Source organism: Lysinibacillus parviboronicapiens, assembly GCF_003049575.1.
GTDB lineage: Bacteria > Bacillota > Bacilli > Bacillales_A > Planococcaceae > Lysinibacillus > Lysinibacillus parviboronicapiens.
The window spans coordinates 24086-46910 of record NZ_PYWI01000025.1; the positions used below are offsets into that span (position 1 = coordinate 24086).

Here is a 22825-nt window from a genome sequence, read left to right on the forward strand (position 1 = left end):
AACAGAATTTTCTACATCGTAACATGTTTATTCTGTTATTTTCTATTTTTTCAAAAATTGAATATTTTTCACTGTTGTTTTTGAAAGGGATTTTATTTCAACTTCAGAATTCTACCCTTGCATAATAACAGTTACTGTTTCCCCTCCACTAAAAATCATATTCTTCAAAATAAATAAAATATAATGATAGAATTTTCTAATTATTCTAAAAAACAATTGACTTATTCTCATAACACCCCATAAAATACACATATAATGTAATAGTTATTACAATACGGTAAAGGGAGGAGTCGTAAAATGTTTCATTTACCAACTGTGCAATTTACAGAAGAGCAGGAACAATTTCGTTTAGAAGTTCGCGCGTTTTTACAGCAAGAACTAGCAAATGGCACCTTCACACCAAAGTGTGACTCATGGTTAAGCGGTGATGACCCTAAGTTTTCAAAATTAATCGGGAAAAAAGGATGGATTGGTATAACTTGGCCAAAAAAATATGGCGGTCAAGAACGCAGTACAATCGATCGCTACATTTTAACCGAGGAGTTTTTAGCTATCGGTGCACCTGTTGCAGCGCATTGGTTTGCCGATCGTCAAACTGGTCCCTTGCTTTTACGTTATGGGACTGAAGAACAACGTCAATTTTTCTTACCACAAATTGTGAATGGGGAATGCTACTTTGGGATTGGTTTAAGCGAACCAAATAGTGGCTCTGACTTAGCATCTGTAAGTACACGCGCTGAAAAAGTAGAAGGTGGTTGGATTGTAAATGGCCAAAAAATTTGGACGAGTAACGCTCATCTTTGTCATTATATGGTCACTTTAGTGCGAACGAGTCCATTTGATGGAAAAAATAAACATGCGGGAATGAGCCAACTTATTGTCGATTTACAGGCAGATGGTATAACCGTTGTACCGATTAAGTTTTTGACAGGGGAACATCATTACAATGAAGTGTTCTTTGAAAATGTCTTTGTACCTGACAATATGGTTGTAGGGGCAATCGGTAATGGCTGGGCTCAGGGATTAGCAGAGCTCGCTTTTGAGCGCAGTGGCCCTGAACGTATTTTAAGCACTTTCCCACTCCTTGATGAACTTATTCAAAAACTGAAATATCAAAACAATAGAGAAGGATTAAAACAAGCATCTAAAGTTGTGGCACGTCTATGGAGCTTGCGTAACCTTTCAATAGGTGTGGCACAGCTATTAGAATCCGGTGAAGGGGATGACGTGTCGATCCCTGCTGCCCTTGTAAAAGCTCTTGGGACGAAGTTCGAACAAAGTATTCCTGAAATTACACGCTTATTAGTGCAAACCTATCCAACACTTGATGCCCAACGTAAAATTGATCGCTTAATGGCGGAATCGATTTTACATGCGCCAGGCTTTACAATTCGCGGAGGAACTTCAGAAGTACTATATGGTGTGGTGGCGAAAGGGGTTGTAGCACAATGAGTGACATGAAAGACATGATTGTAGATGTTGTAGAACGCATGTTAAAAGAAAATGTAGATAAAGATTTGGTCGATACCGTAGAACAAGGTAGATGGGCACCTGAAGTATGGAATATGTTTAAAGAAAACGAGATAACAGCGGTTGCCATTACGGAAGACAATGGCGGTGCAGGGGGCGATTTAGAGGATCTACTAAATATCGTTCGATTAACAGGGAAATATGCTGCTCCGATTCCATTTACTGAAACAACTTTAGCAAATTATTTATTGGAATTGACAAACTTACAGGTGAAAGATGATTTGGCGACGTATATGCTCTCTGCTGATCAAGCCTACACGCTAGTGAACGGAAAACTAACAGGTGAAGCGAGTCAGATTCCTTGGGCGCGTCATTCAAAATACTTGGTGACACTTGCGGAAAGCGTAGAAGGTATTCATCTAGTAGAAGTAGATTTAAAGCAAGCTGAAATTACACCAGGTACAAATTTAGCAAGTGAACCGCGTGATACAGTGAAATTTAATAACCTAGATATTTCACAAGTATCTGTTGTGTTATCCCCTGATCATATTCGTACTATGAAAACACTTGAAACAGCCTTTCAATTAGCACGGATGACGGGTGCTATCGACAAAATTAACGACTTAACGGTTCAATATACGAAAGAGCGTGAGCAATTTGGACGTCCAATTCACCGCTTCCAGCTCGTTCAGCAGCATATCGTACAATTAGCAGGTGAAACCGTTGTCGCTTTAGCGGCATTTAATAATGTAACAGATGCCCTTCTTGCGCATTGTCAAAATAATGAGACGGCTTATGCACGCATTCGTTTTGAAGAAATCATTCAAACCATAGCGACCACTTCCCATCAAGTGCACGCTGCCATTGGTACGACACATGAACATAGCCTGCACCAATATACGCGTAGACTTTGGTCATGGCGTGATGAAGGAACTAACATCTCGTATTGGACTGATTTTGTTGCTACACAACTACTAGAAAATAGTGGTGATAGCCTATGGGCGTACTTAACTGAAACAAAAATACCCACGACTATAGAAGGAGTGATTTTTAATGGCTGATTTACTATTTGAAGTGAACGATTATATTGCAACGATTACGTTAAATCGACCTGAAGCATATAACGCCTTCAGCGAAGAAATGATTACGGAGTGGATTAAAGCACTTGAAACGGTCCGTGATTCGGATGATATTCGTGTCGTAATCGTGAAAGGCAACGGAAAATCATTTTGTGCAGGAGGCGATATTAAAGCGATGCAAGCAGGGGCAGGATTTTTCCAAAGTGAAGAAGACCTCTCTTCTACAGGTTTAGCACGCAAAAATTCGCTTTGGAAAAAGATTCAACGGATTCCCCTTCTGCTTGAAGAAATTGATAAGCCCGTCATTGCACAAGTTCATGGCTTCGCAATGGGTGCAGGCCTGGATATGGCTTTAATGTGTGATATTCGTATTACCGCGAAATCAACAAAGATTTCAGAAAGCTATATAAACGTAGCAATTGTACCAGGCGATGGTGGCGCTTATTATTTACCGAAACTAATAGGCCTCGACCAAGCATTGGACATGTTCTGGACAGCTCGCATATTAACCGCTGATGAAGCAAAAGACAAAGGTGTTGTCACATTTGTTGTGGAAGACCATGAGCTCGAGGAATACACATTAAATTATGCTAAAGAATTAGCGAGTCGCCCAACCACTACCTTACAATTCATTAAACGCGCAGTATATCAAAGTCAAAAGATGGATTTGCGTACTTCTCTTGACTACATTTCATCACAAATGGCCATTGTAACAGAGCTCGATGACTTTAAAGAAGGTGTAAGTGCAGTCGTAGAAAAACGCAAGCCTATTTATAATTGAACTTATTCAGTGAGGGGCGACGCACAAATCGTGCTAGTGCAGACATTTATGACAGGACGTAACGTTCTTAGTGTCCTCCATCCCCCACTGATTAATAGTTAAGGCACGAATGATGTGGTGAAATTTAAATGTGTTCTTTTATCTGATACTCACGAATGCTTAATCTCTCACATAAAACTTCCTGCTTACTCTTTGTTTTGAAATAGGAGTCTTAGTGCCCGTTAGTACGGGATCAATGATGGTTATAGGAGGAAAAATGATGCAACCTCTTGAAAATATTCGAGTGTTAGATCTGTCACGTGTCTATGCTGCTCCTGCAGGCTCGATGATGCTGGCAGATTTAGGAGCAGAAGTAATTCGCGTAGAACATCCCAACGGCTCAGATAGCATGCGTGACTGGGGCCCATTTTTGAATGATCAAAGCACGTATTATTTATGTGCCAATCGTAATAAAAAATCGATTACATTGGATTTAAAAACAAATGAAGGCAGGGAGAAATTTAAAGAGCTTGTCAAAGATGCAGATATCATACTCGAAAATTTTAAAACGGGAGATATGACTCGAATGGGGCTAAGCTATGAGGAGCTTAAAAAAGTGAATCCGAGGATAATACATTGTGCGGTAACTGGCTTCGGCCAAACAGGCCCCCTCGCTTACGAACCAGGCTTTGATCCGGTTATTCAAGCAATGAGCGGGTTAATGCATGTGACAGGTTCAACTGAAGGTGAAGCAACAAGAGTTGGTGTCCCTATTGCGGATATTTTAACTTCTCAGTATGTTGTCATTGGTATTTTAGCTGCTCTGCGGATGCGAGATCAAACGAATGAAGGACAATTTATTGATTTAGCTTTATTAGATGTGCAAATGAGTAGCTTAGCAAATGTGGCAAGTGCTTTTTTAAATACAAGCTTTGCTTCGGAGCGTCTAGGTAACCGTCATAATAATGTAGCGCCCTATCAAGTATTTAACTGTGCGGATGGTCCTCTCATGATTTGTGTTGGCACAGATGGACAGTTTCAAAAATTTTGCCTTATGATGGAACACGAGGAATGGGCAAAAGATGCACGCTTTATGACAAATACGATGCGGAAGCAAAATGAAGCTGAACTTGTTAAAATGATTACTAACATGACCATGACCAAAACACGCGATGAATGGATTGTATTATTACATCAATACAAAATTCCAGGTGGCCGTGTAAATACGGTTGCTGAAGCATTAGAACAACCGCAATTTATGGCACGCGACATGATTGGTGAAATAGAGCACGAACAATACGGTAAAATGAAGTTCGTCAAAAACCCGTTAAAGTTCTCAAGTTTAAACATTCAGTATAAATTAGCGCCTCCGACACTTGGAGAACATACAAATGAATTCCAAAATTCCTCTCTACCAAAATAAAATTACGCTATAATAAAAGTAATTTTTATATAAGTAGGTGATGAGATGAATCAGGAGACATTCGAAAAAAACTATACAATGTCGTCGCTCCATAAAGCGATTAAAGTGTTAAAAGCTTTTACGAAAGAAGAGCCAAATCTTTCTTTAACAGAGTTAAGTAAAAAGACTGGAATAAGTATTTCCAGTTTGCAACGTTTTGTTTCTACCTTTGTGTACGAGGGATTTCTTCATAAAGACGAGCGTACGAAACGCTACCAATTAGGTCACTCACTGCTATACTTAGGAAACTTAGTTAAACAGGAATCTAGTCTAATTATTGTTGCAGAACCCATTTTAAAAAAGCTAAACGAAGACATGGGTGAAAGTGTTTCCATGAATATTATCGATGGATTGGAAAGACGCTGTATTTTAAACTATGATTCAACATATCCGCTATCAACGAAAATGTATGTTGGAGATACCTCGCCTCTTTATGCTGGTGCATCATCTAAAACATTGCTTGCATTTATGCCAAATGTTGAAGAATATGTAGAACATATTTCTCTTGAACCCATCACGGATAGGACAATTCTTTCAAAAGACCTGCTGTTGGAGGAATTACAGCAAATCCGATCTCAGCGTTTTGCAAAAAGTAGTAGCGAGCGTGTGCGCGGAGCATGCTCTGTGTCAGCACCGATTTTAAATGCTTCACATCAAATCATCGCTTCGGTGACGCTTGTCATTCCAGAAGTACGATACAGTGATTATGATGAATATCAATTAATTGAAACAATTCAACACGTCGCAGTGGAAATTGAAAAGCAACTGTATTAAAAACGAGGCTGGGACAAAACTTTAAATTTTAAGAAAGAGAAGCAAAGGTATTATTAAATTGTTGCTATCTAAAATGAAGAAAAATTTAGACGTTCTTCCTTTTGGCATAAATAAAATTTAGAAGAGAGCACTAGTTGATGGTAGCGAAGACGGCGACTCCTGGGGGATTAGCGTGACGCCTGAGACTACAGGCTCAGGCCACGCCCCCGGAAAGCGTCCGCCGTAGCGGACATCGACAATTACAGCAAAAAAGTGTTAAATCGACATCAGTCAATCTAACACTCTTTCTCTTTTGTTCCAGCCTCTTTATGCTTTAATAATATTGTCAAATTCGTGCCAATGATGCAAACGCGGCAATCGCACATGTTCATTGTAGGATTGATTTTTTAGAATCACTTTCGTCTCTATGTCTTGCAGTGTTTCAAGCACAGCAGGTTTATCATCAACATAAACATCTAAAGCTAGGTTTTTTATAATAGCTACTTTCTCTGCATCTTGCATACCGCAGAAAAAGTGCCCTTCTTTAATTGGGAAACCTAGTGCGCTCATCCACTCTTGTGTTTGCGCACAATAGTGTTTTGGACGTGAAGTAATATAATAAATGTCATGTCCCTGCTGATTCAAGCCTTGCAGTGTTTCAAGTGCTTGCTCAAAAATTGGGCAATCCGTAAAATAAATTTCTTCTAAAGAACTATTCCACATCGCTGAACCTTGTGAATCCGTTAACCCAAAAGGCTCATGTATTTCAACTCTTTGCAATGCTTGAAAGGTTTCAATAGGTATGTTTTTCTCTAGTTTTTTATTATAAAGCGAGAAAGCATGTGCGCGTAAATCAATTAGTGTATCATCTATATCAAAACCAAATTTCATCTTATCTTTTTCCTTTCAAGAGGCCCAGTCTTCAAAATTGGATGCAAAGCTTTGTTCTTTTTCAATTTGCTGTGCCAACACTTTTTCAATAGCCTGCTCTCGTATCTGTTGAAACTCTTGTACGTTAAATTGGGCAATCGTTGCCTTCGCTAGCATCGATGCAAGACAATCTGCATCCTTTAAGGCACTGTTTAGTCCAAATGCTCCTGTAGGTGTCATCGTGTGGACGGCATCTCCTAATAATACAAGTCCGTCTGTTCCCCAGCAGTCACAATGACTACTAAAGACATCAAGCAACACAAAATCTTGCCACGACTGAATATGGTGAGTCACTGTTTCAGCTAATTCAGGAAATGTATCTGTAAGCTGTTTAATAAACGGTGTAAACGCTTGTTTTCTGAGCTGTGGAAAACTACCTTGCTCAATATTCCAGCCAATTTGAATAAAGCCTCCTGCCTGCGTGAACAGTGACAATTGTTTATCCTCGACTAATGCCATTTTAATGGACGGCTCCCACCCTTGTGGTGCCGGAATTTTTGCCCATAGTAAATCAAAGCCATGTTTGTGCTTCTGCGTGTCAATGTGTGCTTGCTTACGAATTGTAGAGTAACGTCCATCCGCTCCAATGATAAGCTGACTGACGATTTCAATTGTTTCTCCCTCTCGTGTTGCAACAACACCGACATAACGCCCCGATCTATCTGTAATGAGTTTTGTCACTTTTGTATTTAACAAGCAAGTGAAGTGTGAAAATTGTTGTGCTTCCTGCAATATCCCTTTTAGTAAATGTGCTTGTGGTACATGTATACCTAAATGACCAATTGCTGTATCTGGAAGAATCGTTTTAAATGCTCTACCTTTTGCATAATACTCTAACTTTTTCATCCGTAATATGCCAAGCGCTTCGACGGTTTGCAAAAGATGATGACTTGTTAACACGGCCTCGCCCTCTTCGTTTAAATGCTCCCCACGAAATGCCTGCCCAAGCGCTGCGTTTTGTTCCAGTAGTATGACAGAAAGACCCTTTTTCGCTAATAAATGCGAAAGTAGTGCACCACTTGGTCCAGCCCCAACGATACAAACATCCGCTTGATAGTTCACTTTTTCTCACCTTTCTTCGGGTAAGCAATAATGCGTAAATCTTGACCTACTTTGTCAAATGAATCAAATTCAACATCCCATGCTTCCTCCATAGAGGTCGGGCTATGACCAGCAATTGGTGTAAGTGAAAGACGACCACCTAAAACCTTTGGCGCAACATAAATGACATATTTATTGATAGCACCATTTTGTAAAAATGAGGCATTCACAGCGCTACCACCCTCGACTAAAATGTCTGTAATGCCTAGCTGATAGAGCTTTTCAAGCATTTCATCAATAACAAGACCTTCCCGTTCACGACTTACAGGTAAAACGGTTACACCTTTCTTTTCTAGTGCTGTGATTTTCTCCTGCTCCACGCCTTTACTACATACAATTATCGTTTTAGCTTGTTCTATATTTAATACATGGGCATGTGGTGGTATTCGAAGCAAACTATCCATAATAATCCGCACTGGATTTTTGCCGTATCCTTGTTTTAGTCTCGTTGTTAAGGAAGGATTATCTGCTATAACTGTGCCAACACCCACTAAGATTCCATCTACTTCATGACGAATATGGTGGACATCTTCCCTTGCAACCTCACCTGTCACCCATTTGGAATGGCCTGTATGTGCAGCAATTTTCCCGTCCAAGGTCATCGCATATTTAGCAAGTACAAATGGGCGTTTTGTCAGCATATTATGAATAAAACGTTCGTTTAAACGACGAGATTGTTCTTCTAGGACGCCAACCTCTACTTCTATACCTGCATCCCGTAGCAATTGTATGCCACGACCTGCTACAGATGGATTAGGATCTTGCATCGCCACCACAACCCGACTCACTCCTGAGTCTTTCACTAAATTCGCACACGGTGGTGTTTTACCGTAGTGTGAGCATGGCTCAAGCGTTACATAGAGTGTTGCTCCTTGTGCGTGTTCGCCGGCCATGCGGAAAGCATGCACTTCCGCATGTGGCTCGCCCGCTTTTCGATGTAAACCAGTTCCCACAATGACGCCGTCTTTCACAATAACAGCCCCTACAAGTGGGTTCGGATTTGTATTTCCTCTCGCACTCGCTGCTAAATCAAGTGCTAATTGCATATATTTTTCATCTGCAGTCATCTTCGCAACCTCCACTTACTTTGTTTCACGCATATGGCCTGATTTTTCTACTTTTGTCTTTAAATAAAAGCTATTCGTCTCTGTTAAACCACCCCATAAAGGGACATGTCCTTCAGCAGCTAAACCACGCTCCTGTAATGCTGCCAGCTTTTTCGGATTATTGGTAATAAGCGTTACAGGCTTTGTACGAAGTGTAGCTAACACAGAAATGGCATCCTCATAAGAGCGAGTGTCATCAGCAAAGCCAAGTGCATGGTTTGCTTCAACTGTATCTAATCCTTCTTCTTGTAATAGATAAGCAAGTGATTTTGAGAATAGACCGATACCACGCCCTTCATGATCTGCTAAATAGAAAATCGCACCGCAGCCATGCTCTACAATCATTTTCATCGATTCATGTAATTGATAGCCACAATCACAACGCTGACTACCAAAAATATCACCTGTATGGCAGATACTGTGCATGCGGATTAAAGCATTCTCTGCATTCGTAAAATCACCAAAGACAAGCACTGATGATTGCTGCAAAAATGCTAAATTAGCCGTTACTAGACCATCAATTACTTCTTCTTTCGAGAGATTTGCTTCAATTTTCAACCAGTTATACCATTGAAATGTTGCTGAAAAGTCGCCTTGCTTGATTGGTAATTTCACCGGACCAATTAGACAAATATTTTCTGTTTCAGATTGCTTTATGATTGTCATTTTGTCCTTCACTATATCCATAACTTTAGTAGTAATTGTCATATTTTTCTCCAACTTTCTATTCTAAACAGCTAGCCAATTTTGCTAACTGAGCGCTTGTATTTACACGTCACTTACATAACGTAACTAAGTTTATAATAATAACTACAAACTGTCAAATAACTGCTTCTATTCTAAGAAAAAATTTTCTATGAACCGAAAACTGTTTGAAGACGTTTCAATCATATACTAATAGCTTATGGAGGTGCTATTTTTTCTGTGCAGGCTAGTCTATAATAAGCTGAGGTAAGTTGTTATGACGAAAGGAAGTTTAGAATGAACTTAGAAAAAAATGTCCAGGTGAAGCAACCAAAGTACCAGCAAATCGCGGTGGATCTTGCCTCAAAAATTGTGGAAAAAAAATATCAAATAGGCGATAAAATATATGCAAGATCTTCGCTTGCCAGCCAGTATAATGTATCTGCTGAAACCGCTAGAAGAGCGATTGCAGTGTTACAAGATTTAGAAATCGTCGAAGCATCCAAAGGCAGTGGTGTCTTCATTAAATCATATGAAAAGGCAGCACGATTTGTCCGGCAATTCCATGATGTCCAATCCGTTCATGAGCTTCAAAATGAGCTTTTAACGAGTATTCATAAGCAACAAAATGAACTGTTGAATTTACAGGAAAAAACAAAACAGCTTATAAGTCGAACTGAACATTTCCGCTCCGTCAATCCATTTATTCCTTATCAAATTGAAATGACAGCAGAAAGTCCATGCATTCACCAAACACTGCAAGAATTAAATTTTTGGCAAAATACCTCTGGCACAATTGTTGGTATACGACGCGGGAACGAATTATTACTATCACCTGGACCCTATCTTTCATTCGAAGATGGAGACATTATTTATTTTATCGGTAATGACGAAAGTTTAGCTCGTGTGCAGAGCTTTTTATATCCAAATTAAAATCCACTTAAGCGCTGATATAACAGCGTTTAAGCGGGTTTTTTCTTATTTGTCGATTTGACAAAAGTAACAACCTTTTGTTAACGTTAAGTTGTTACTTGTTCATTTTTGGATATCATTATCCTCAAATAGTATAAATTTAAACTTCCTTTAGGAAGGATTTTTCTCTTATCTCACGATGTATAGGCAAAAGCGGCAGAGTGAAGGTCACGTATACATGTGGTGTCGTTTTATCATACTTATTAGCAGAAGATAACCGCCTACCTTCTTTACTTCAAAAGGCGAGCGTCTTACTGCTTGTTAATGTGAGATAAATTTATGAAAGGAATGGTTCGATGGAAAAAATAAAAGTAGAACATGTTTCCAAGGTCTTTGGAAAACATATTCCACAAGCATTAGAACTCGTCAAGCAACAGAAAAGTAAAACCGATATTTTAAAAGAAACAGGTGCAACCGTGGGTGTTTATGATGCTAGCTTCACCGTAAATGAAGGTGAAATTTTCGTCATCATGGGTTTATCTGGCAGTGGGAAATCAACACTCATTCGACTACTCAATCGTCTTATTGAACCGACAAACGGAAATATTTTTATCGATGGAGAAAACATTTCCAAGATGGGCAAAGACGCTTTACGAACCGTTCGGCGTAATAAAATGAGCATGGTATTCCAAAACTTCGGTTTATTTCCTCACCGTACACTACTACAAAATACCGAATACGGTCTTGAAATTAGAGGCATTTCAAAAGAAGAACGTAAAACAAAAGCGGAACAGGCTCTTGCGAATGCAGGCTTACTCGCCTATAAAGACCAGTATCCAAATCAATTATCTGGGGGAATGCAACAACGTGTTGGTTTAGCCCGCGCACTTGCAAATGATCCTGAAATATTATTAATGGATGAGGCATTCTCGGCACTTGACCCTCTTATTCGAAAAGAAATGCAAGATGAGTTACTCGATCTTCAACAATCATTGAAAAAAACAATCTTGTTTATCACCCATGACTTGAATGAGGCACTTCGGATTGGTGACCGCATCGCCATTATGAAGGACGGCTCTATTATTCAAATTGGTACGGGTGAAGAAATTCTAACGAATCCAGCAAATGACTATGTTCGAACATTCGTAGAAGATGTCGATCGCTCGAAAGTACTAACAGCTGAAAACGCTATGGTTCGACCTGTATATGTCAATGTCGACCTTGACGGACCTACAGTAGCACTTAAAAGAATGCGTGAAGAGACTGTAAGTATACTAATGGCTGTAGATAAAAATCGGAAGTTAAAGGGTTACATTACCGCTGACGATGCACTAGCCGCTGCTAAAAGACATGAGCAAACCGTACATTCCATTGTACAATCAGAAATTTTAACAGTTCCCCCTGACATGCTTTTACAGGATATATTAGGAATGATTTATAATTCCCCTACTCCAATTGCAGTAGTTAAAGATGAACGTTTACTCGGTGTTCTCATCCGAGGCGTAGTCATTGAAGCACTTTCTTCGTTCAATGAGGAGGCCGAAGTACATGAATAATTTTTTAGACAATTTACCAACATTACCACTTGCCCCTTGGGTAGAATCAGCTATGGACTGGTTGACGAGTAATTTTTCTGTATTCTTTAGTGCGATTCAAAAAACCGGAAAACTACTCATGAGTCAGGTCACTGATTTATTAATTGGCATTCCTGCCATTATTCTAATATTACTTGTTGTCATTTTTGCGTTTTTCGTAACTGGCAAAAAGTACGGGCTTGCTGCGTTTTCTTTAATAGGTCTGTTATTTATTTATAATCAAGGCTTATGGACACATCTTATGGAAACAACTACACTCGTGCTGTTTTCAAGTGTCATTTCGATTGTAATCGGGATTCCATTAGGTATCCTTATGTCCAAATCGAGTGTGGCGGAAAGCATTATTAAACCGATACTCGATTTCATGCAAACGATGCCTGGTTTCGTTTATTTAATCCCAGCTGTTGCGTTTTTCGGTATAGGTATCGTGCCTGGTGTATTTGCATCTGTTATTTTTGCCTTACCACCAACGGTACGTATGACGAATTTAGGCATTCGCCAAGTACCGAAAGAATTAGCCGAAGCAGCTGATTCCTATGGTAGTACGTCTAGTCAAAAACTATTTAAAGTAGAAATTCCCCTTGCCAAATCAACTATTATGGCAGGTATTAACCAAACTGTCATGCTATCACTTTCGATGGTCGTTATCGCCTCAATGATTGGTGCACCTGGCCTCGGCCGTGAAGTATTAACAGCATTGCAACGTACACAGGTTGGGAATGGTTTCGTTGCAGGTTTAGGACTCGTGATTTTCGCGATTATTATCGATCGCTTAACTCAAAGCTTTAATAAAAAGAAAGAACTGTAAGACGTGCATTCACACCCACCCATACCAATGAGCTTATGAATCCAAGGCGCAGATAGTGCAACAAGCAACTTTCGCCTGAGAGAATAGAATTGCCGTTTGAGTGTGTGGGTTGACTGCAAAATCATGAAAGAAGAAAGGAAGATTCGATGAAACTGAAAACTTTATCTAAATTAGGAATGGCATTAGGGCTTGGCCTCATGCTTGCTGCCTGCAGTGGGGATGATTCTAGTAAGAGTGGAGATTCAAAAGAAGTAAATTTAGCTTATGTTGAATGGGATACAGAAATCGCTTCGACACATGTCGTAGGTCAGGTTCTGGAGGACTTAGGCTATGATGTTACGTTAACACCACTGGATAACGCGATTATGTGGGAAGCTGTTTCAAAAGGAGAAGCGGATGGTATGGTGGCTGCTTGGCTACCACATACACATGGTTCTCAATATGAAAAATATAAAGACAATCTAGATGAGCTTGGCGAAAACCTTGCAGGTGCTAAAATCGGACTAGTAGTACCGAGCTATATGAATGTCAACTCCATTGAAGATTTAAAAAATGAAGCAGACCACACGATTACAGGTATTGAACCAGGTGCTGGTATTACAGCTGCAACTGAAAAAGCATTAGAAGAGTATGATAATCTAGCAGATTGGAACCTATTAACTTCTTCTTCTGGTGCGATGACAACGGCTCTTTCTAAAGCGATTGATAATAAAGAAGAAATTATCGTGACAGGTTGGTCTCCACACTGGAAATTCGCTTCATATGACTTGAAATATCTAGAGGATCCAAAAGGCGTCTTTGGCGGAGAAGAAACGATTAACACATTCGTACGTAAAGGTTTAAAAGAAGATCAACCTGATGTCTATAAAGTATTGGATAACTTCCACTGGACATCAGAGGATTTAGAAAGTATTATGCTAGAAATTATGGATGGTAAAGATCCAAAAGAAGCTGCTAAAGACTGGGTTAAAAACAACGCAGACAAAGTTGCTGAATGGACGAAGGATATTGAAAAATAAACAGTAAAAACAGCACTGCCGTTATGAGCTAACGGCAGTGCTATTTTAATGCGATTGTGCACTATTTAAGATATCAATTTTAAAGAAATTGCGGCACCTAAAACTAAAACAATACAGACAATCCGACGCCAATCTTTCGATTCATTGAAAAACAACATGCCCAACAGTGCGCCACCAGCTGCCCCAATTCCCGTCCAAATTGCGTAGGCTGTACCCATCTGTAACGTTTCCATCGCATAAGCGAGTCCAGCAAAGCTAAGCGTGAACGCAACAATAAGAAGCGTTAAATTTTTCATGCTCTTGCTGTCATTATATTTACTAATCATATAAACACCCATCATTTCACAAAGCCCTGCGACAACTAATGCAAGCCACGCCATTATGCCTTCACCTCTTTATCTTGTGGTTCTCCCGTTAAAAGCTTTAAGCCTACGACTCCAGCTAGTAAAACGACGATACATAAGATTTTTGCCAACTTCCACGGTTCCCCAAATAGCAAGCTATCCGCACACACCGTCCCTGCGGTTCCTAAACCCACGAACACCGCATATACCGTGCCAACTGGTAAAGTTTCGCCCGCCTTAATTAATAAATAAAAGCTAATAAATATAGCAATAGCTGTACCAATCCATTCCCACACACTTCCTGCATGCTTTAGGCCAATTACCCAACCGACCTCAAAAACAGCTGCTACAATAACACTAAACCATTGTTTATTCATTTCGTATCTCTCCATTCATTTGTAATCATAGTTAACATTGCACAATAAATATTCGCGCCAGAGCGTGATGGCCTTTACCTGAGCGTTTGTCCCTTGCACAAGAGCGATACTCACTTGGACCCGAGCGATAAGCCCCTCTACCTGATCAGAACTCACCTGCACCTGAGCGATAAACCACTCTACCCGAGCGGGACTCACTTGGACCCGAGCGATTAACCCCTCTACCTTAGCGAACCCCCTACTATCCTATCCAATCTATAAATAACCAGACCACGAAATATTCATCTCTAGCGTTGGCAACATAGCCACATTTTAGCCAAACAAAAAAAGCCTGCGGAAACACTGTTAAAAACAGTATCTCCCAGGCTTTTATCCTTCCGTGTCACAAAAATAATTTTGTGGTTTTCTCTCGGACCAGGCTAGCTTATGCTACGGAACCCTAGAAAACTTTCATATCTGATTGTCAGTTTAGTATAGCAAATAACTTAGAAATTTTCCACTGGAACGTAGCCAACTTTGTCGACTAATGTCTGTCCTTCTTCAGATACAATCCAATCGACAAATCTTGTGACATTCGGATTGTCAGTTCCCGCTGTCACCGCATAAAATTCGGACGTTAGTGGGTATGTACCATTGCGAATATTTTCCTTTGTGGGTGCAACACCATCGATAGACAGCAATTTTATTTCCTTACTCCCCACCATCTCGGTCGAATAATATCTGAATGTGTAGCCAATAGCGTTTTTATAATTGCGATATTTTGAAACTTCATGTATGATGCCCCCCATTCCTGTCGCCACATCCTCCGCAGGGGCCTCCATAATAGGCATATCCCCCATAATCTTTTCGAGTGACGTTTGACTTCCACTATCTGCTGGACGCTGAAACGCACGAATAGTATCATCAGCCCCTCCAACCTCACGCCAATTCGTAATTTCACCGGCATACATTTGTTTTACTTGTGCAAGCGTTAGATTATCGACACTATTTTTATGATGGACAAAAAAGACAAAAGCCTCGCGTCCAATAGGCGTCAGATTCAATGTCAGCCCTCTCATGTCTGCTCTTTTTTGCTGTGACGCTGACGGAGCTGCTGCAAAAATTAAGTCAACATCTTCATAAATTAAATTATGGTAGGCCACGGGTGTACGGTTTACCATTACTTCACTTTCATCGGACGGATAACTTTTTTTCGGATATGTTGCTTCCACAAAAGCAGCATACAGTGGATACATTGCCGTAGCCCCATCTATACGAGGCAGAGGCTCCTGTAATTGTAATGAGGCCTTGGACTTCACAACCTTATTTTGTGCTGCAAAGGGTTCATAGGCAAAGACATCAATTTCGGCATCGACCGTTGGTATATTCATTTTATAATGATATTGGATGGGAGCAATCGAAGCACTGACAAGCGCTACCCCCATTATTCCAGCAAACCATGCCTTGCGCTGCTTTGTCGTAAACCATTCAAATATCAGACAAGTAAACAGTAAAAACAGGCTAATTGGAACAACAAGGAGAAGGCCCTTATAATGCATCAAACCATTTAATAATGTGATTAAAGCGACAATTCCTGTGAAAAATAGTAAACAGATAAACACAAATATGGTTTGTATAATTTTCATGTACTTTCCTCCTTTATACAATGGTGTAAATTTACACTTCTCTATTTTTAAGATAGATGATTTCAGGTAGAAAGGCAACTGCATTTTCTGAAAATTATGTTAAAATAAATTTTAGTACTGATAGGAGGTATGTACATATGGCAATTGAAAAAGTACGCGAACATTTTGCTCAGTGGCATTTACAACACAAAATACAAGAGCTTAACGAGAGCTCAGCAACGGTTGAATTGGCCGCACAAGCGCTTGGCTGTGAGCCTGAGCGGATTGCAAAAACGTTATCGTTTCTTGTCAATGACGGTGCAATTCTAATCGTTGCCGCAGGTGATGCTAAAATTGACAACGCGAAATACAAATCAATCTTTGGCACAAAAGCGAAAATGGTGGCAAAAGAAGAGGTCCTTGAACGCATAGGACATGATATCGGTGGCGTTTGTCCATTCGGCATTAATGAGGGAGTTGCAGTTTACTTAGATGAATCGCTCAAACGTTTTACGACCGTATTTCCTGCTTGTGGTAGCAGTAACTCCGCTATCGAGTTGACTATTGCTGAATTAGAAAGATATACACCCTATAAGGAATGGATCGACGTCTGTAAAGGCTGGAACGATTAATGAAAAAGAACAACAAGCGGCATCAAGCTTGTTGTTCTTTTTACTCGCTTTCCCGTGACGAACCAACTGGCTCATTCGTCTCGTAGCTTTTTCATCAGCAGATAATAGCGCTAAAAATTATGTATTGCTAGGGTGAGGCGTAGTTAATAGACGCTCAAAATGGCAATGTGCTTGGCTAAATAATTTAATCAGTGATGACCATTCCAAAAGCCAGAAATATAAAAAAGACTCCTACTAAGAACAGATAAAGCAAGAGTTACTAAAATTTACTCAGAATGAAAAAGTATAATCGGATACTATTCGAAAGAGACGTAAAGAAAAAACTTATTGCAATGTTTGTGAGTGACATGAGCGTTGATAAGAAAAGAAATGTAAGAAGGCCCGAATCTGTTGCAATCACTGAAATTGAATTCTTATAAATACTAATGTGCTTATCATCCTAACAAGATAAGAGTAAGTAAAAATATTCCCCCCTGTAAAATATGGTGAGTCATTTGCTATGAGCATATTTTGATGAATAAACCATTTTCCATCTGCCCTCTCATTGATAGCAATTAATCATCTCATCAATCCTAATTATGTAAATGTTAAACATTCTTTAATAAGAATTTATTTTTATTTACTTAATATACAAATAAAAAAAGCCAAAGTTCAAAATTAATTTCGTTTTTATTACAAAAGGCAGTTGAAAGTTCGATTCAACCGAACTTTCAACTGCAACTCATATATTGGATTTTATCAGTGCCTCTTAAAAATTCTAGTGCTGTTTATTTTTGCATTGTACAACCCTTTATTCTTTGTTTTGCTCCTCTAAAAAATAGTGATTATTGCCAATGATTAGTAGGAGATTCAGTAGCAGGGCTAACAGGAGGCGTAAGTCCTGAAAGCACAGGCGTTACTACACTACCCGCACCTAGGCGAATTTGTTGAACTTGTAGTACTTTTACAGTAAGCTCCAGTACGATTTTTTCACGCAATTTGCTAAAAGTTCCTTCAGGTCTTGCCATAGTTGGTGAAAAGTCAAGTTCAAAGAAGTTTGCAGCTACTAATTCGCCAAAAGGTTGTTCATTGTATTTTACGAGGTTTTGGAAGAAAGCCTTATCCAATCGAGCATCCAATTGGGTATGATCATTAAGGAAGTTCACTTCGGCAAACTCGGAAATCCCTAGGATTGGCGTAGGGCCTCCAGGTTCTTGTGGGAAAGTAAGGTCTGCAAAACCAGAAAACGGAACATCGGCAATTCTATCTTGAAGTGCCCCATTACATGCTGATGAAGCATATTCGATATTTTTACGAATATGGCCCGCTACGAATAATTTAGCTCTTGTTACCCTAAAAAAGTCAGTGCCCGCAATACGTGTAAATCTAACCGGTACCAGTTTCACTTGATTTAGGAATACATTTTTTTTCACTCTTTTGATTTCAGTTGCTGCAGGACTAAGCGTAATATCCGACTCCACAACAATTTGAAGTGTTGGTTCCGAAAGTACAACCGGTATTTTTATAATGGGCGTCGAAAGCGGTGTAGCGACTACTGGCGTATTCGCACTAGATAATGGTGTTTGTTCAGTTGATGTTACTGGACAAGGAAGACAAGGTTGGATCTGATTATCTAATTGATCACTCAAAAAATTCCCTCATTTCATTTTTAGTATTAGAGAGCTCTCTATATTGTTAGAATATGTAGCAACCAAATCGGTGCATGGACGTTTTACTAATGCTTTTACTCATTTTAATAAAAGGGATTTTTGAGATGAGAGATAAATTTCAATTAGCCTCTAGTCCCTTGGCTATCATAACTGACTCGAATTTGCTGTACTTGTAGTATATGAATGATTAATTCTAAAACTATGTTTTGGTACAATTGATTTGCATCATTTAATGACTCATTTTGTGCAGGTACTGCATTCCGAGTATGAGATGAGGTATACTCAATATTCTGATGTATATATCCTTCAATAAATAAATTAGCCTTTGATGCTGTACACGTCCCATTTCCTAATGCTTGAGAAAACTGATGAGGTACGAATCTACAATCTGTTAGTATTACCTCATTCGAGATTTCTTTAAATGCCACAATTCCTTTTTCAAATAAAATATTTTCTTCTAGACCTATTTCAATTTTGTATTCCCCTACTACAACTGGAACTCTGATATGCATAAAATCATCGGAAGAGTATGCGTGATTATTGGTTTCACCTTTTTTAATTGATGGTGCGCTATGTAAGGGCACTACAACTGATTTAGAAGGATTATTCTTCTGACTATTTTTATCATTAGTATCCGTTTTCATTAAACATATAATTTCATTAATTTTTGAGCGAACCAAACGACAATTAGGCTGTTCAGGATAATCCGTTGTAGTATTAAATAGTTTGGTTTCAAATTGAGGCGTAAGGTGATTGTTTAGGTCAAGAAATTCAAATGTATTTCGAACCATCTCACCACAGATCGGAGCATGAAGAAAATCATCAATTGTCACGTGAGTAGAAAATGGGGTTTTTTGAGTTATGGAACATACTGTCCCAGAAGATGCATGACCACTATCTGTAGAACTGTTTTGCGCCATCTCTTCTATATCAATAGGACGCCTCACTTTATTCCCCACATCGGATTCAGAAGGACTAACAATTTTACAATCAGAGTTTAATTGGGCTGCAAAATCCTGTTCTTCCCCAGTATTTGTTTCATCTGTCTCTTCCGGATCAAGGTGATGAACGATTTCTTCCTCATCATTATTTACTGAAGGTATGAGTAGTTCACGATTGGAATCTAAATGGGCTGCAAAGCAGGTTTTATCTTTTTTTTCGGAATCAGTAGAATTTAGTTGAGATACGTGATCTATGTTATTTGAAAGTTTAATTTGATTCATCCACTCGGTGTAATCGATTTGCTTGGAACTTACTTCCTTCATCTTTTTATAGTTAATCCATGGAGTTTTCATTCATTCACTCCCAAATGATGTTTAGTCAAATTAAGTGCAACATTTGCTCCGAAAAAACTCCTGCACTTTTTTCCGGCCAAGACATTTTCTTAGTCGATTTATCTTTTAATGTTAGGCTTTATGAGTTCTTCTGGGGAGACATAATCAAAATTCATTTTCAACTTGAAAAACTCACTAAGTAACCTGTTTTCAGTCTTATTACTACCACGCCACGTTGCCATCAGAAAATGAATCTGTAAAAAGTGATGTCATTTCTTTTTCTAACGGCTGATCACAGCTACACTCTTTCTCTTCTATTTTTGCTCGAAGATACGATTGATGGCTCATAAGGATTTCCACTGTTCAAAAGAGAAACATTTTATAAGACATCATTAATGAGCTACTGTTATTTTGACTAAATGTTTCACAATCTATTTTATGCTTTATTTTTACTTTTGCCACAAAGCGCTTTCCAAATCTCAGTGGCAATTGAGATACAAATGTTTGGGAGACGTTGGTTTAGGAATTGATCTATGTGTTACCTCAAAAATTTTAAAAATTGATTAGACAAAGGTGAGAATTTATAAAGAGGAGTTTCTGAAGGCAAATTTATGTTAACAACATTAACATAAATAAACTGAAGTGACCGCAATTGACACGAAAGAATAAAATAATCAGGATACCTTTAGATAAATAGGTGACATTCCGATCGTTATCTATATATTATTTTGTTTTCAACTCTGTATAACGTAAAATCTACAAATAACACCTATTAATGCATTTACAATCGTTAATATATAACGAAAAAGCAGTTGAAAGTTCGATTCAACCGAACTTTCAACTGCCAACTCATTTGTTTTGCTCCTCTAAAACTAGAGATTAACAATAATCAGTAGGAGGTTCAATAGCAGGACTAACTGGAGGCGTAAGTCCTGAAAGAACAGGCGTTACTACACTACCCGCACCTAAGCGGATTTGTTGGACTTGCAATACTTTTACAGTAAGGTCCAGTACGATTTTTTCACGCAATTTGCTAAAAGTTCCTTCAGGTCTTGCCATAGTTGGTGAGAAATCAAGTTCAAAGAAGTTTGCAGCTACTAACTCGCCAAAAGGTTGTTCATTGTATTTTACGAGATTTTGGAAGAAAAACTTATCCAGTCGAGCATCCAATTGGGTATGATCATTAAGGAAGTTCGCTTCAGCAAACTCGGAAATTCCTAAAATCGGTGTAGGACCTCCAGGTTCTTGTGGGAAAGTAAGGTCTGCAAAACCAGAAAACGGAACATCGGCAATTCTATCTCGAAGCGCCCCATTACATGCTGATGAAGCATATTCGATATTTTTACGAATATGTCCTGCTACAAATAATTTAGCCCGTGTTACCCTAAAAAAGTCAGTGCCCGCAATACGTGTAAACTTAACTGGTACCAGTTTCACTTGATTTAGGAATACATTTTTTTTCACTCTTTTGATTTCAGTTGCTGCAGGACTAAGCGTAATATCCGACTCCACAACGATTTGAAGTGTTGGTTCTGAAAGTACAACCGGTATTTTTATAATGGGCGTCGAAAGCGGTGTAGCGACTACTGGCGTATTCGCACTAGATAATGGTGTTTGTTCAGTTGATGTTACTGGACAAGGAAGAAAAGGTTGCATCTGATTATCTAATTGATCACTCAAAAAAATTCCCTCATTTCATTTTTAGTATTAGAGATGTTCTCTATATAGCTAGAATATGTAGCAACCAACTCTATGTATGGACGTTTTACTAGTTCTTTTAATTTTATAAAAGAGATTTTTAAAGGAGACATAGGTTTTTAATTAGCCTCTAGTCTTGGGGTCATTATAACTGCCTGGAATTTGCTGTACTTTCTTGTGTACCATTTTTCCATTTCCATACGTCTTTTTTGCATAATAAAAGCCCTCCACAATTGTTGTGGAAGGCTTTTTCATCTTTCGCGTTTTATAGAGCTCAAATGGTCAAATAGTAACCTCAATACTCCCACTTGTTCTTTCTTCAGTAAACCTTGTATATCTTGGTATTTCTTTTTGAGTATTGCCAATTCGGTGTTTTGTTTTAAAAAAACATTAATCCATTTAGTCAATAAAATAACGCGAAACTTCTGCTTATGTTTTCTGTTTGCCCGGTAGAGGCAATTTATCACGAAGATGAATTGTTTCATGAAGAAAGACAGGTTATTAGCCAGAAAATCACTTTATTTTAATAAGTAGTGTTTTCCATTAAGTTGCGCAGTAGATCGTTATCTTTTTTAGTTATGTTAACGCAATGATTGCTCCAATATAGCAATTCGTTCAGCAGTCACTTCTTTTGAAATACCATGAATGTGTATATAGCGGTTGCGTTTATGCTTTGTACATTCAATTGTACAGCCACCTAAGTGTTTTGCCTCATTCTCTTGGGAGCTTAAAATCTGTTTATTACATTCAGGATTGGCACAATTAATGTAACGTTCACAAGGTGTGCCATCAAAATGATCTTTGCCAACAATAGTTGGGCTTACTTGATTTATCGGGACAACTAGGCGTTCATCAAAGACGTAACATTGCCCATTCCAAAGCTTGCCTTGTGCAACTGGATCTTTACCATACGTTACAATGCCACCATGTAGTTGACCTACATCATCATAACCTTCACTTATTAGCCAGCCAGAAAATTTTTCGCATCGCACACCACCTGTACAGTATGTTAAAATACGTTTTCCTTCTAATAATTCCTTATTATCTTTAATCCATTTGGGTAATTCACGAAATGTTTCAATCTCCGGTCGAATCGCACCTTCAAAATGACCTACATCAAATTCATATGTGTTTCGAGCATCAATAACAACAGTATCATCTTGTTGCATTTGCTCATAAAAATCCGCAGGTGCAACGTAACGACCTGTCATTTCGAGCGGGTCAATATCATGCGCTAAGTTTAAATTTACCAGCTCAGGTTTTGGACGCACATGCATTTTCTTGAAGGCATGACCCTCTACCTCATCAATTTTAAAGACAATGCCTTTAAATAACGAATTATTTTCCATCCATTCTATATAAGCATTCGTTTCTTCAATTGTTCCAGAAACTGTACCGTTAATGCCCTCAGAAGCCACTAAAATGCGACCTTTTAAGTTCATCTTTTTACATAATTGTAAATGCTCCTCTGCGAAGTCATCAGGTGATTGAATAGTTGTATAATGGTAATACAGTAACACTCGATAGTTCAATATATTTTCCACCTATCATTTATATTTGCAGGATAT

Annotated in this window: 21 protein-coding genes and 1 riboswitch; of the genes, 10 read left to right on the top strand and 11 right to left on the bottom strand. The window is 38.8% G+C overall.

Annotation, left to right across the window (positions count from 1 at the left end; translation table 11 throughout):
* The first annotated feature begins 297 nt into the window (after window positions 1-297).
* The 5 genes from C9J35_RS17875 to C9J35_RS17895 all read left to right on the top strand — a co-directional run bounded on the left by C9J35_RS17875 (window position 298) and on the right by C9J35_RS17895 (window position 5545).
* The gene (locus tag C9J35_RS17875; protein WP_107925691.1) at window positions 298-1452 is read left to right on the top strand and encodes an acyl-CoA dehydrogenase family protein; all 1155 of its coding nucleotides are present in this window, start codon (window positions 298-300) and stop codon (window positions 1450-1452) included.
* Complete coding sequence (locus C9J35_RS17880) at window positions 1449-2531, top strand: acyl-CoA dehydrogenase family protein (protein ID WP_054768544.1); 1083 nt, start codon at window positions 1449-1451, stop codon at window positions 2529-2531. The genes C9J35_RS17875 and C9J35_RS17880 overlap by 4 nt, the downstream gene beginning before the upstream one ends.
* Window positions 2524-3330 carry an enoyl-CoA hydratase/isomerase family protein gene (locus C9J35_RS17885; RefSeq protein ID WP_107925693.1) on the top strand — a complete coding sequence of 269 codons (807 nt, stop codon included), beginning with the start codon at window positions 2524-2526 and terminating at the stop codon, window positions 3328-3330. Before C9J35_RS17880 ends, C9J35_RS17885 begins: the two co-directional genes overlap by 8 nt.
* 256 nt (window positions 3331-3586) lie before the next feature.
* Window positions 3587-4732: a CaiB/BaiF CoA transferase family protein gene (locus C9J35_RS17890; protein WP_235616359.1), complete on the top strand. Its 1146-nt coding sequence runs from the start codon at window positions 3587-3589 to the stop codon at window positions 4730-4732.
* Window positions 4733-4777: 45 nt separating this feature from the next.
* Window positions 4778-5545, top strand: a complete 768-nt coding sequence (locus tag C9J35_RS17895; RefSeq protein WP_107925697.1) for an IclR family transcriptional regulator — start codon at window positions 4778-4780, stop codon at window positions 5543-5545.
* 306 nt (window positions 5546-5851) lie between these two features.
* On the opposite strand, the gene C9J35_RS17900 is transcribed toward C9J35_RS17895, so the two are convergent.
* From C9J35_RS17900 to C9J35_RS17915, 4 genes are read right to left on the bottom strand one after another with little or no spacing between them, the layout of a single operon-like run.
* Complete coding sequence (locus C9J35_RS17900; RefSeq protein ID WP_107925699.1) at window positions 5852-6415, bottom strand: 5' nucleotidase, NT5C type; 564 nt, start codon at window positions 6413-6415, stop codon at window positions 5852-5854.
* Between the two features lie 15 nt (window positions 6416-6430).
* A complete protein-coding gene (locus C9J35_RS17905; protein ID WP_054768543.1) occupies window positions 6431-7516 on the bottom strand; it encodes an FAD-dependent monooxygenase in 1086 nt (361 codons plus the stop codon).
* Window positions 7513-8622 carry a bifunctional diaminohydroxyphosphoribosylaminopyrimidine deaminase/5-amino-6-(5-phosphoribosylamino)uracil reductase RibD gene (ribD, locus tag C9J35_RS17910; protein WP_054768542.1) on the bottom strand — a complete coding sequence of 370 codons (1110 nt, stop codon included), beginning with the start codon at window positions 8620-8622 and terminating at the stop codon, window positions 7513-7515. The genes C9J35_RS17905 and ribD overlap by 4 nt, the downstream gene beginning before the upstream one ends.
* 15 nt (window positions 8623-8637) lie before the next feature.
* Window positions 8638-9369: a GTP cyclohydrolase II gene (locus C9J35_RS17915; protein WP_054768541.1), complete on the bottom strand. Its 732-nt coding sequence runs from the start codon at window positions 9367-9369 to the stop codon at window positions 8638-8640.
* Between the two features lie 273 nt (window positions 9370-9642).
* Here C9J35_RS17915 and C9J35_RS17920 point away from each other — a divergent pair, with 273 nt between their 5' ends.
* From C9J35_RS17920 to C9J35_RS17935, 4 genes are all read left to right on the top strand, one after another.
* The gene (locus C9J35_RS17920) at window positions 9643-10278 is read left to right on the top strand and encodes a GntR family transcriptional regulator (RefSeq protein WP_010858692.1); all 636 of its coding nucleotides are present in this window, start codon (window positions 9643-9645) and stop codon (window positions 10276-10278) included.
* A gap of 335 nt (window positions 10279-10613) precedes the next feature.
* On the top strand, window positions 10614-11813 hold the full coding sequence (locus C9J35_RS17925) for a quaternary amine ABC transporter ATP-binding protein (protein ID WP_054768540.1): 1200 nt from the start codon (window positions 10614-10616) through the stop codon (window positions 11811-11813).
* A complete protein-coding gene (locus C9J35_RS17930; protein WP_107925700.1) occupies window positions 11806-12660 on the top strand; it encodes an ABC transporter permease in 855 nt (284 codons plus the stop codon). Before C9J35_RS17925 ends, C9J35_RS17930 begins: the two co-directional genes overlap by 8 nt.
* A gap of 146 nt (window positions 12661-12806) precedes the next feature.
* Window positions 12807-13679: a glycine betaine ABC transporter substrate-binding protein gene (locus C9J35_RS17935; protein ID WP_107925702.1), complete on the top strand. Its 873-nt coding sequence runs from the start codon at window positions 12807-12809 to the stop codon at window positions 13677-13679.
* A 65-nt stretch (window positions 13680-13744) separates the two neighbouring features.
* Here the strand turns inward: C9J35_RS17935 and C9J35_RS17940 are convergent, their stop codons facing one another.
* The 3 genes from C9J35_RS17940 to C9J35_RS17955 all read right to left on the bottom strand — a co-directional run bounded on the left by C9J35_RS17940 (window position 13745) and on the right by C9J35_RS17955 (window position 16025).
* Window positions 13745-14059: a DMT family transporter gene (locus C9J35_RS17940; protein WP_054768539.1), complete on the bottom strand. Its 315-nt coding sequence runs from the start codon at window positions 14057-14059 to the stop codon at window positions 13745-13747.
* The gene (locus C9J35_RS17945) at window positions 14059-14400 is read right to left on the bottom strand and encodes a DMT family transporter (RefSeq protein WP_054768538.1); all 342 of its coding nucleotides are present in this window, start codon (window positions 14398-14400) and stop codon (window positions 14059-14061) included. Before C9J35_RS17945 ends, C9J35_RS17940 begins: the two co-directional genes overlap by 1 nt.
* A gap of 356 nt (window positions 14401-14756) precedes the next feature.
* Window positions 14757-14854: riboswitch (guanidine-I (ykkC/yxkD leader) on the bottom strand.
* A gap of 31 nt (window positions 14855-14885) precedes the next feature.
* The gene (locus tag C9J35_RS17955; protein WP_107925706.1) at window positions 14886-16025 is read right to left on the bottom strand and encodes a PstS family phosphate ABC transporter substrate-binding protein; all 1140 of its coding nucleotides are present in this window, start codon (window positions 16023-16025) and stop codon (window positions 14886-14888) included.
* Window positions 16026-16162: 137 nt separating this feature from the next.
* Here C9J35_RS17955 and C9J35_RS17960 point away from each other — a divergent pair, with 137 nt between their 5' ends.
* Window positions 16163-16636 (top strand): YbaK/EbsC family protein, encoded by a 474-nt coding sequence (locus C9J35_RS17960; RefSeq protein WP_054768537.1) that lies wholly within the window; start codon window positions 16163-16165, stop codon window positions 16634-16636.
* An 824-nt stretch (window positions 16637-17460) separates the two neighbouring features.
* On the opposite strand, the gene C9J35_RS17965 is transcribed toward C9J35_RS17960, so the two are convergent.
* The 4 genes from C9J35_RS17965 to trhO all read right to left on the bottom strand — a co-directional run bounded on the left by C9J35_RS17965 (window position 17461) and on the right by trhO (window position 22789).
* Window positions 17461-18264, bottom strand: a complete 804-nt coding sequence (locus C9J35_RS17965) for a CsxC family protein (RefSeq protein WP_107925708.1) — start codon at window positions 18262-18264, stop codon at window positions 17461-17463.
* A 143-nt stretch (window positions 18265-18407) separates the two neighbouring features.
* A complete protein-coding gene (locus C9J35_RS17970; protein ID WP_107925709.1) occupies window positions 18408-19580 on the bottom strand; it encodes a BC_2427 family protein in 1173 nt (390 codons plus the stop codon).
* Window positions 19581-20438: 858 nt separating this feature from the next.
* Window positions 20439-21239, bottom strand: a complete 801-nt coding sequence (locus C9J35_RS17975; RefSeq protein ID WP_201262087.1) for a CsxC family protein — start codon at window positions 21237-21239, stop codon at window positions 20439-20441.
* Window positions 21240-21838: 599 nt separating this feature from the next.
* Window positions 21839-22789 (bottom strand): oxygen-dependent tRNA uridine(34) hydroxylase TrhO, encoded by a 951-nt coding sequence (gene trhO, locus C9J35_RS17980; RefSeq protein ID WP_054769976.1) that lies wholly within the window; start codon window positions 22787-22789, stop codon window positions 21839-21841.
* Between the last annotated feature and the right edge of the window lie 36 nt (window positions 22790-22825).

What these genes read in the sequence shown, in the direction of transcription:
- C9J35_RS17875 (WP_107925691.1), top strand. Translation starts at nt 298, where the DNA reads ATGTTTCATTTACCAACTGTGCAATTTACAGAAGAGCAGGAACAATTT.
- C9J35_RS17880 (WP_054768544.1), top strand. Translation starts at nt 1,449, where the DNA reads ATGAGTGACATGAAAGACATGATTGTAGATGTTGTAGAACGCATGTTA.
- C9J35_RS17885 (WP_107925693.1), top strand. Translation starts at nt 2,524, where the DNA reads ATGGCTGATTTACTATTTGAAGTGAACGATTATATTGCAACGATTACG.
- C9J35_RS17890 (WP_235616359.1), top strand. Translation starts at nt 3,587, where the DNA reads ATGATGCAACCTCTTGAAAATATTCGAGTGTTAGATCTGTCACGTGTC.
- C9J35_RS17895 (WP_107925697.1), top strand. Translation starts at nt 4,778, where the DNA reads ATGAATCAGGAGACATTCGAAAAAAACTATACAATGTCGTCGCTCCAT.
- C9J35_RS17900 (WP_107925699.1), bottom strand. Translation starts at nt 6,415, where the DNA reads ATGAAATTTGGTTTTGATATAGATGATACACTAATTGATTTACGCGCA.
- ribD (WP_054768542.1), bottom strand. Translation starts at nt 8,622, where the DNA reads ATGACTGCAGATGAAAAATATATGCAATTAGCACTTGATTTAGCAGCG.
- C9J35_RS17915 (WP_054768541.1), bottom strand. Translation starts at nt 9,369, where the DNA reads ATGACAATTACTACTAAAGTTATGGATATAGTGAAGGACAAAATGACA.
- C9J35_RS17920 (WP_010858692.1), top strand. Translation starts at nt 9,643, where the DNA reads ATGAACTTAGAAAAAAATGTCCAGGTGAAGCAACCAAAGTACCAGCAA.
- C9J35_RS17925 (WP_054768540.1), top strand. Translation starts at nt 10,614, where the DNA reads ATGGAAAAAATAAAAGTAGAACATGTTTCCAAGGTCTTTGGAAAACAT.
- C9J35_RS17930 (WP_107925700.1), top strand. Translation starts at nt 11,806, where the DNA reads ATGAATAATTTTTTAGACAATTTACCAACATTACCACTTGCCCCTTGG.
- C9J35_RS17935 (WP_107925702.1), top strand. Translation starts at nt 12,807, where the DNA reads ATGAAACTGAAAACTTTATCTAAATTAGGAATGGCATTAGGGCTTGGC.
- C9J35_RS17940 (WP_054768539.1), bottom strand. Translation starts at nt 14,059, where the DNA reads ATGGCGTGGCTTGCATTAGTTGTCGCAGGGCTTTGTGAAATGATGGGT.
- C9J35_RS17945 (WP_054768538.1), bottom strand. Translation starts at nt 14,400, where the DNA reads ATGAATAAACAATGGTTTAGTGTTATTGTAGCAGCTGTTTTTGAGGTC.
- C9J35_RS17955 (WP_107925706.1), bottom strand. Translation starts at nt 16,025, where the DNA reads ATGAAAATTATACAAACCATATTTGTGTTTATCTGTTTACTATTTTTC.
- C9J35_RS17960 (WP_054768537.1), top strand. Translation starts at nt 16,163, where the DNA reads ATGGCAATTGAAAAAGTACGCGAACATTTTGCTCAGTGGCATTTACAA.
- C9J35_RS17970 (WP_107925709.1), bottom strand. Translation starts at nt 19,580, where the DNA reads ATGAAAACTCCATGGATTAACTATAAAAAGATGAAGGAAGTAAGTTCC.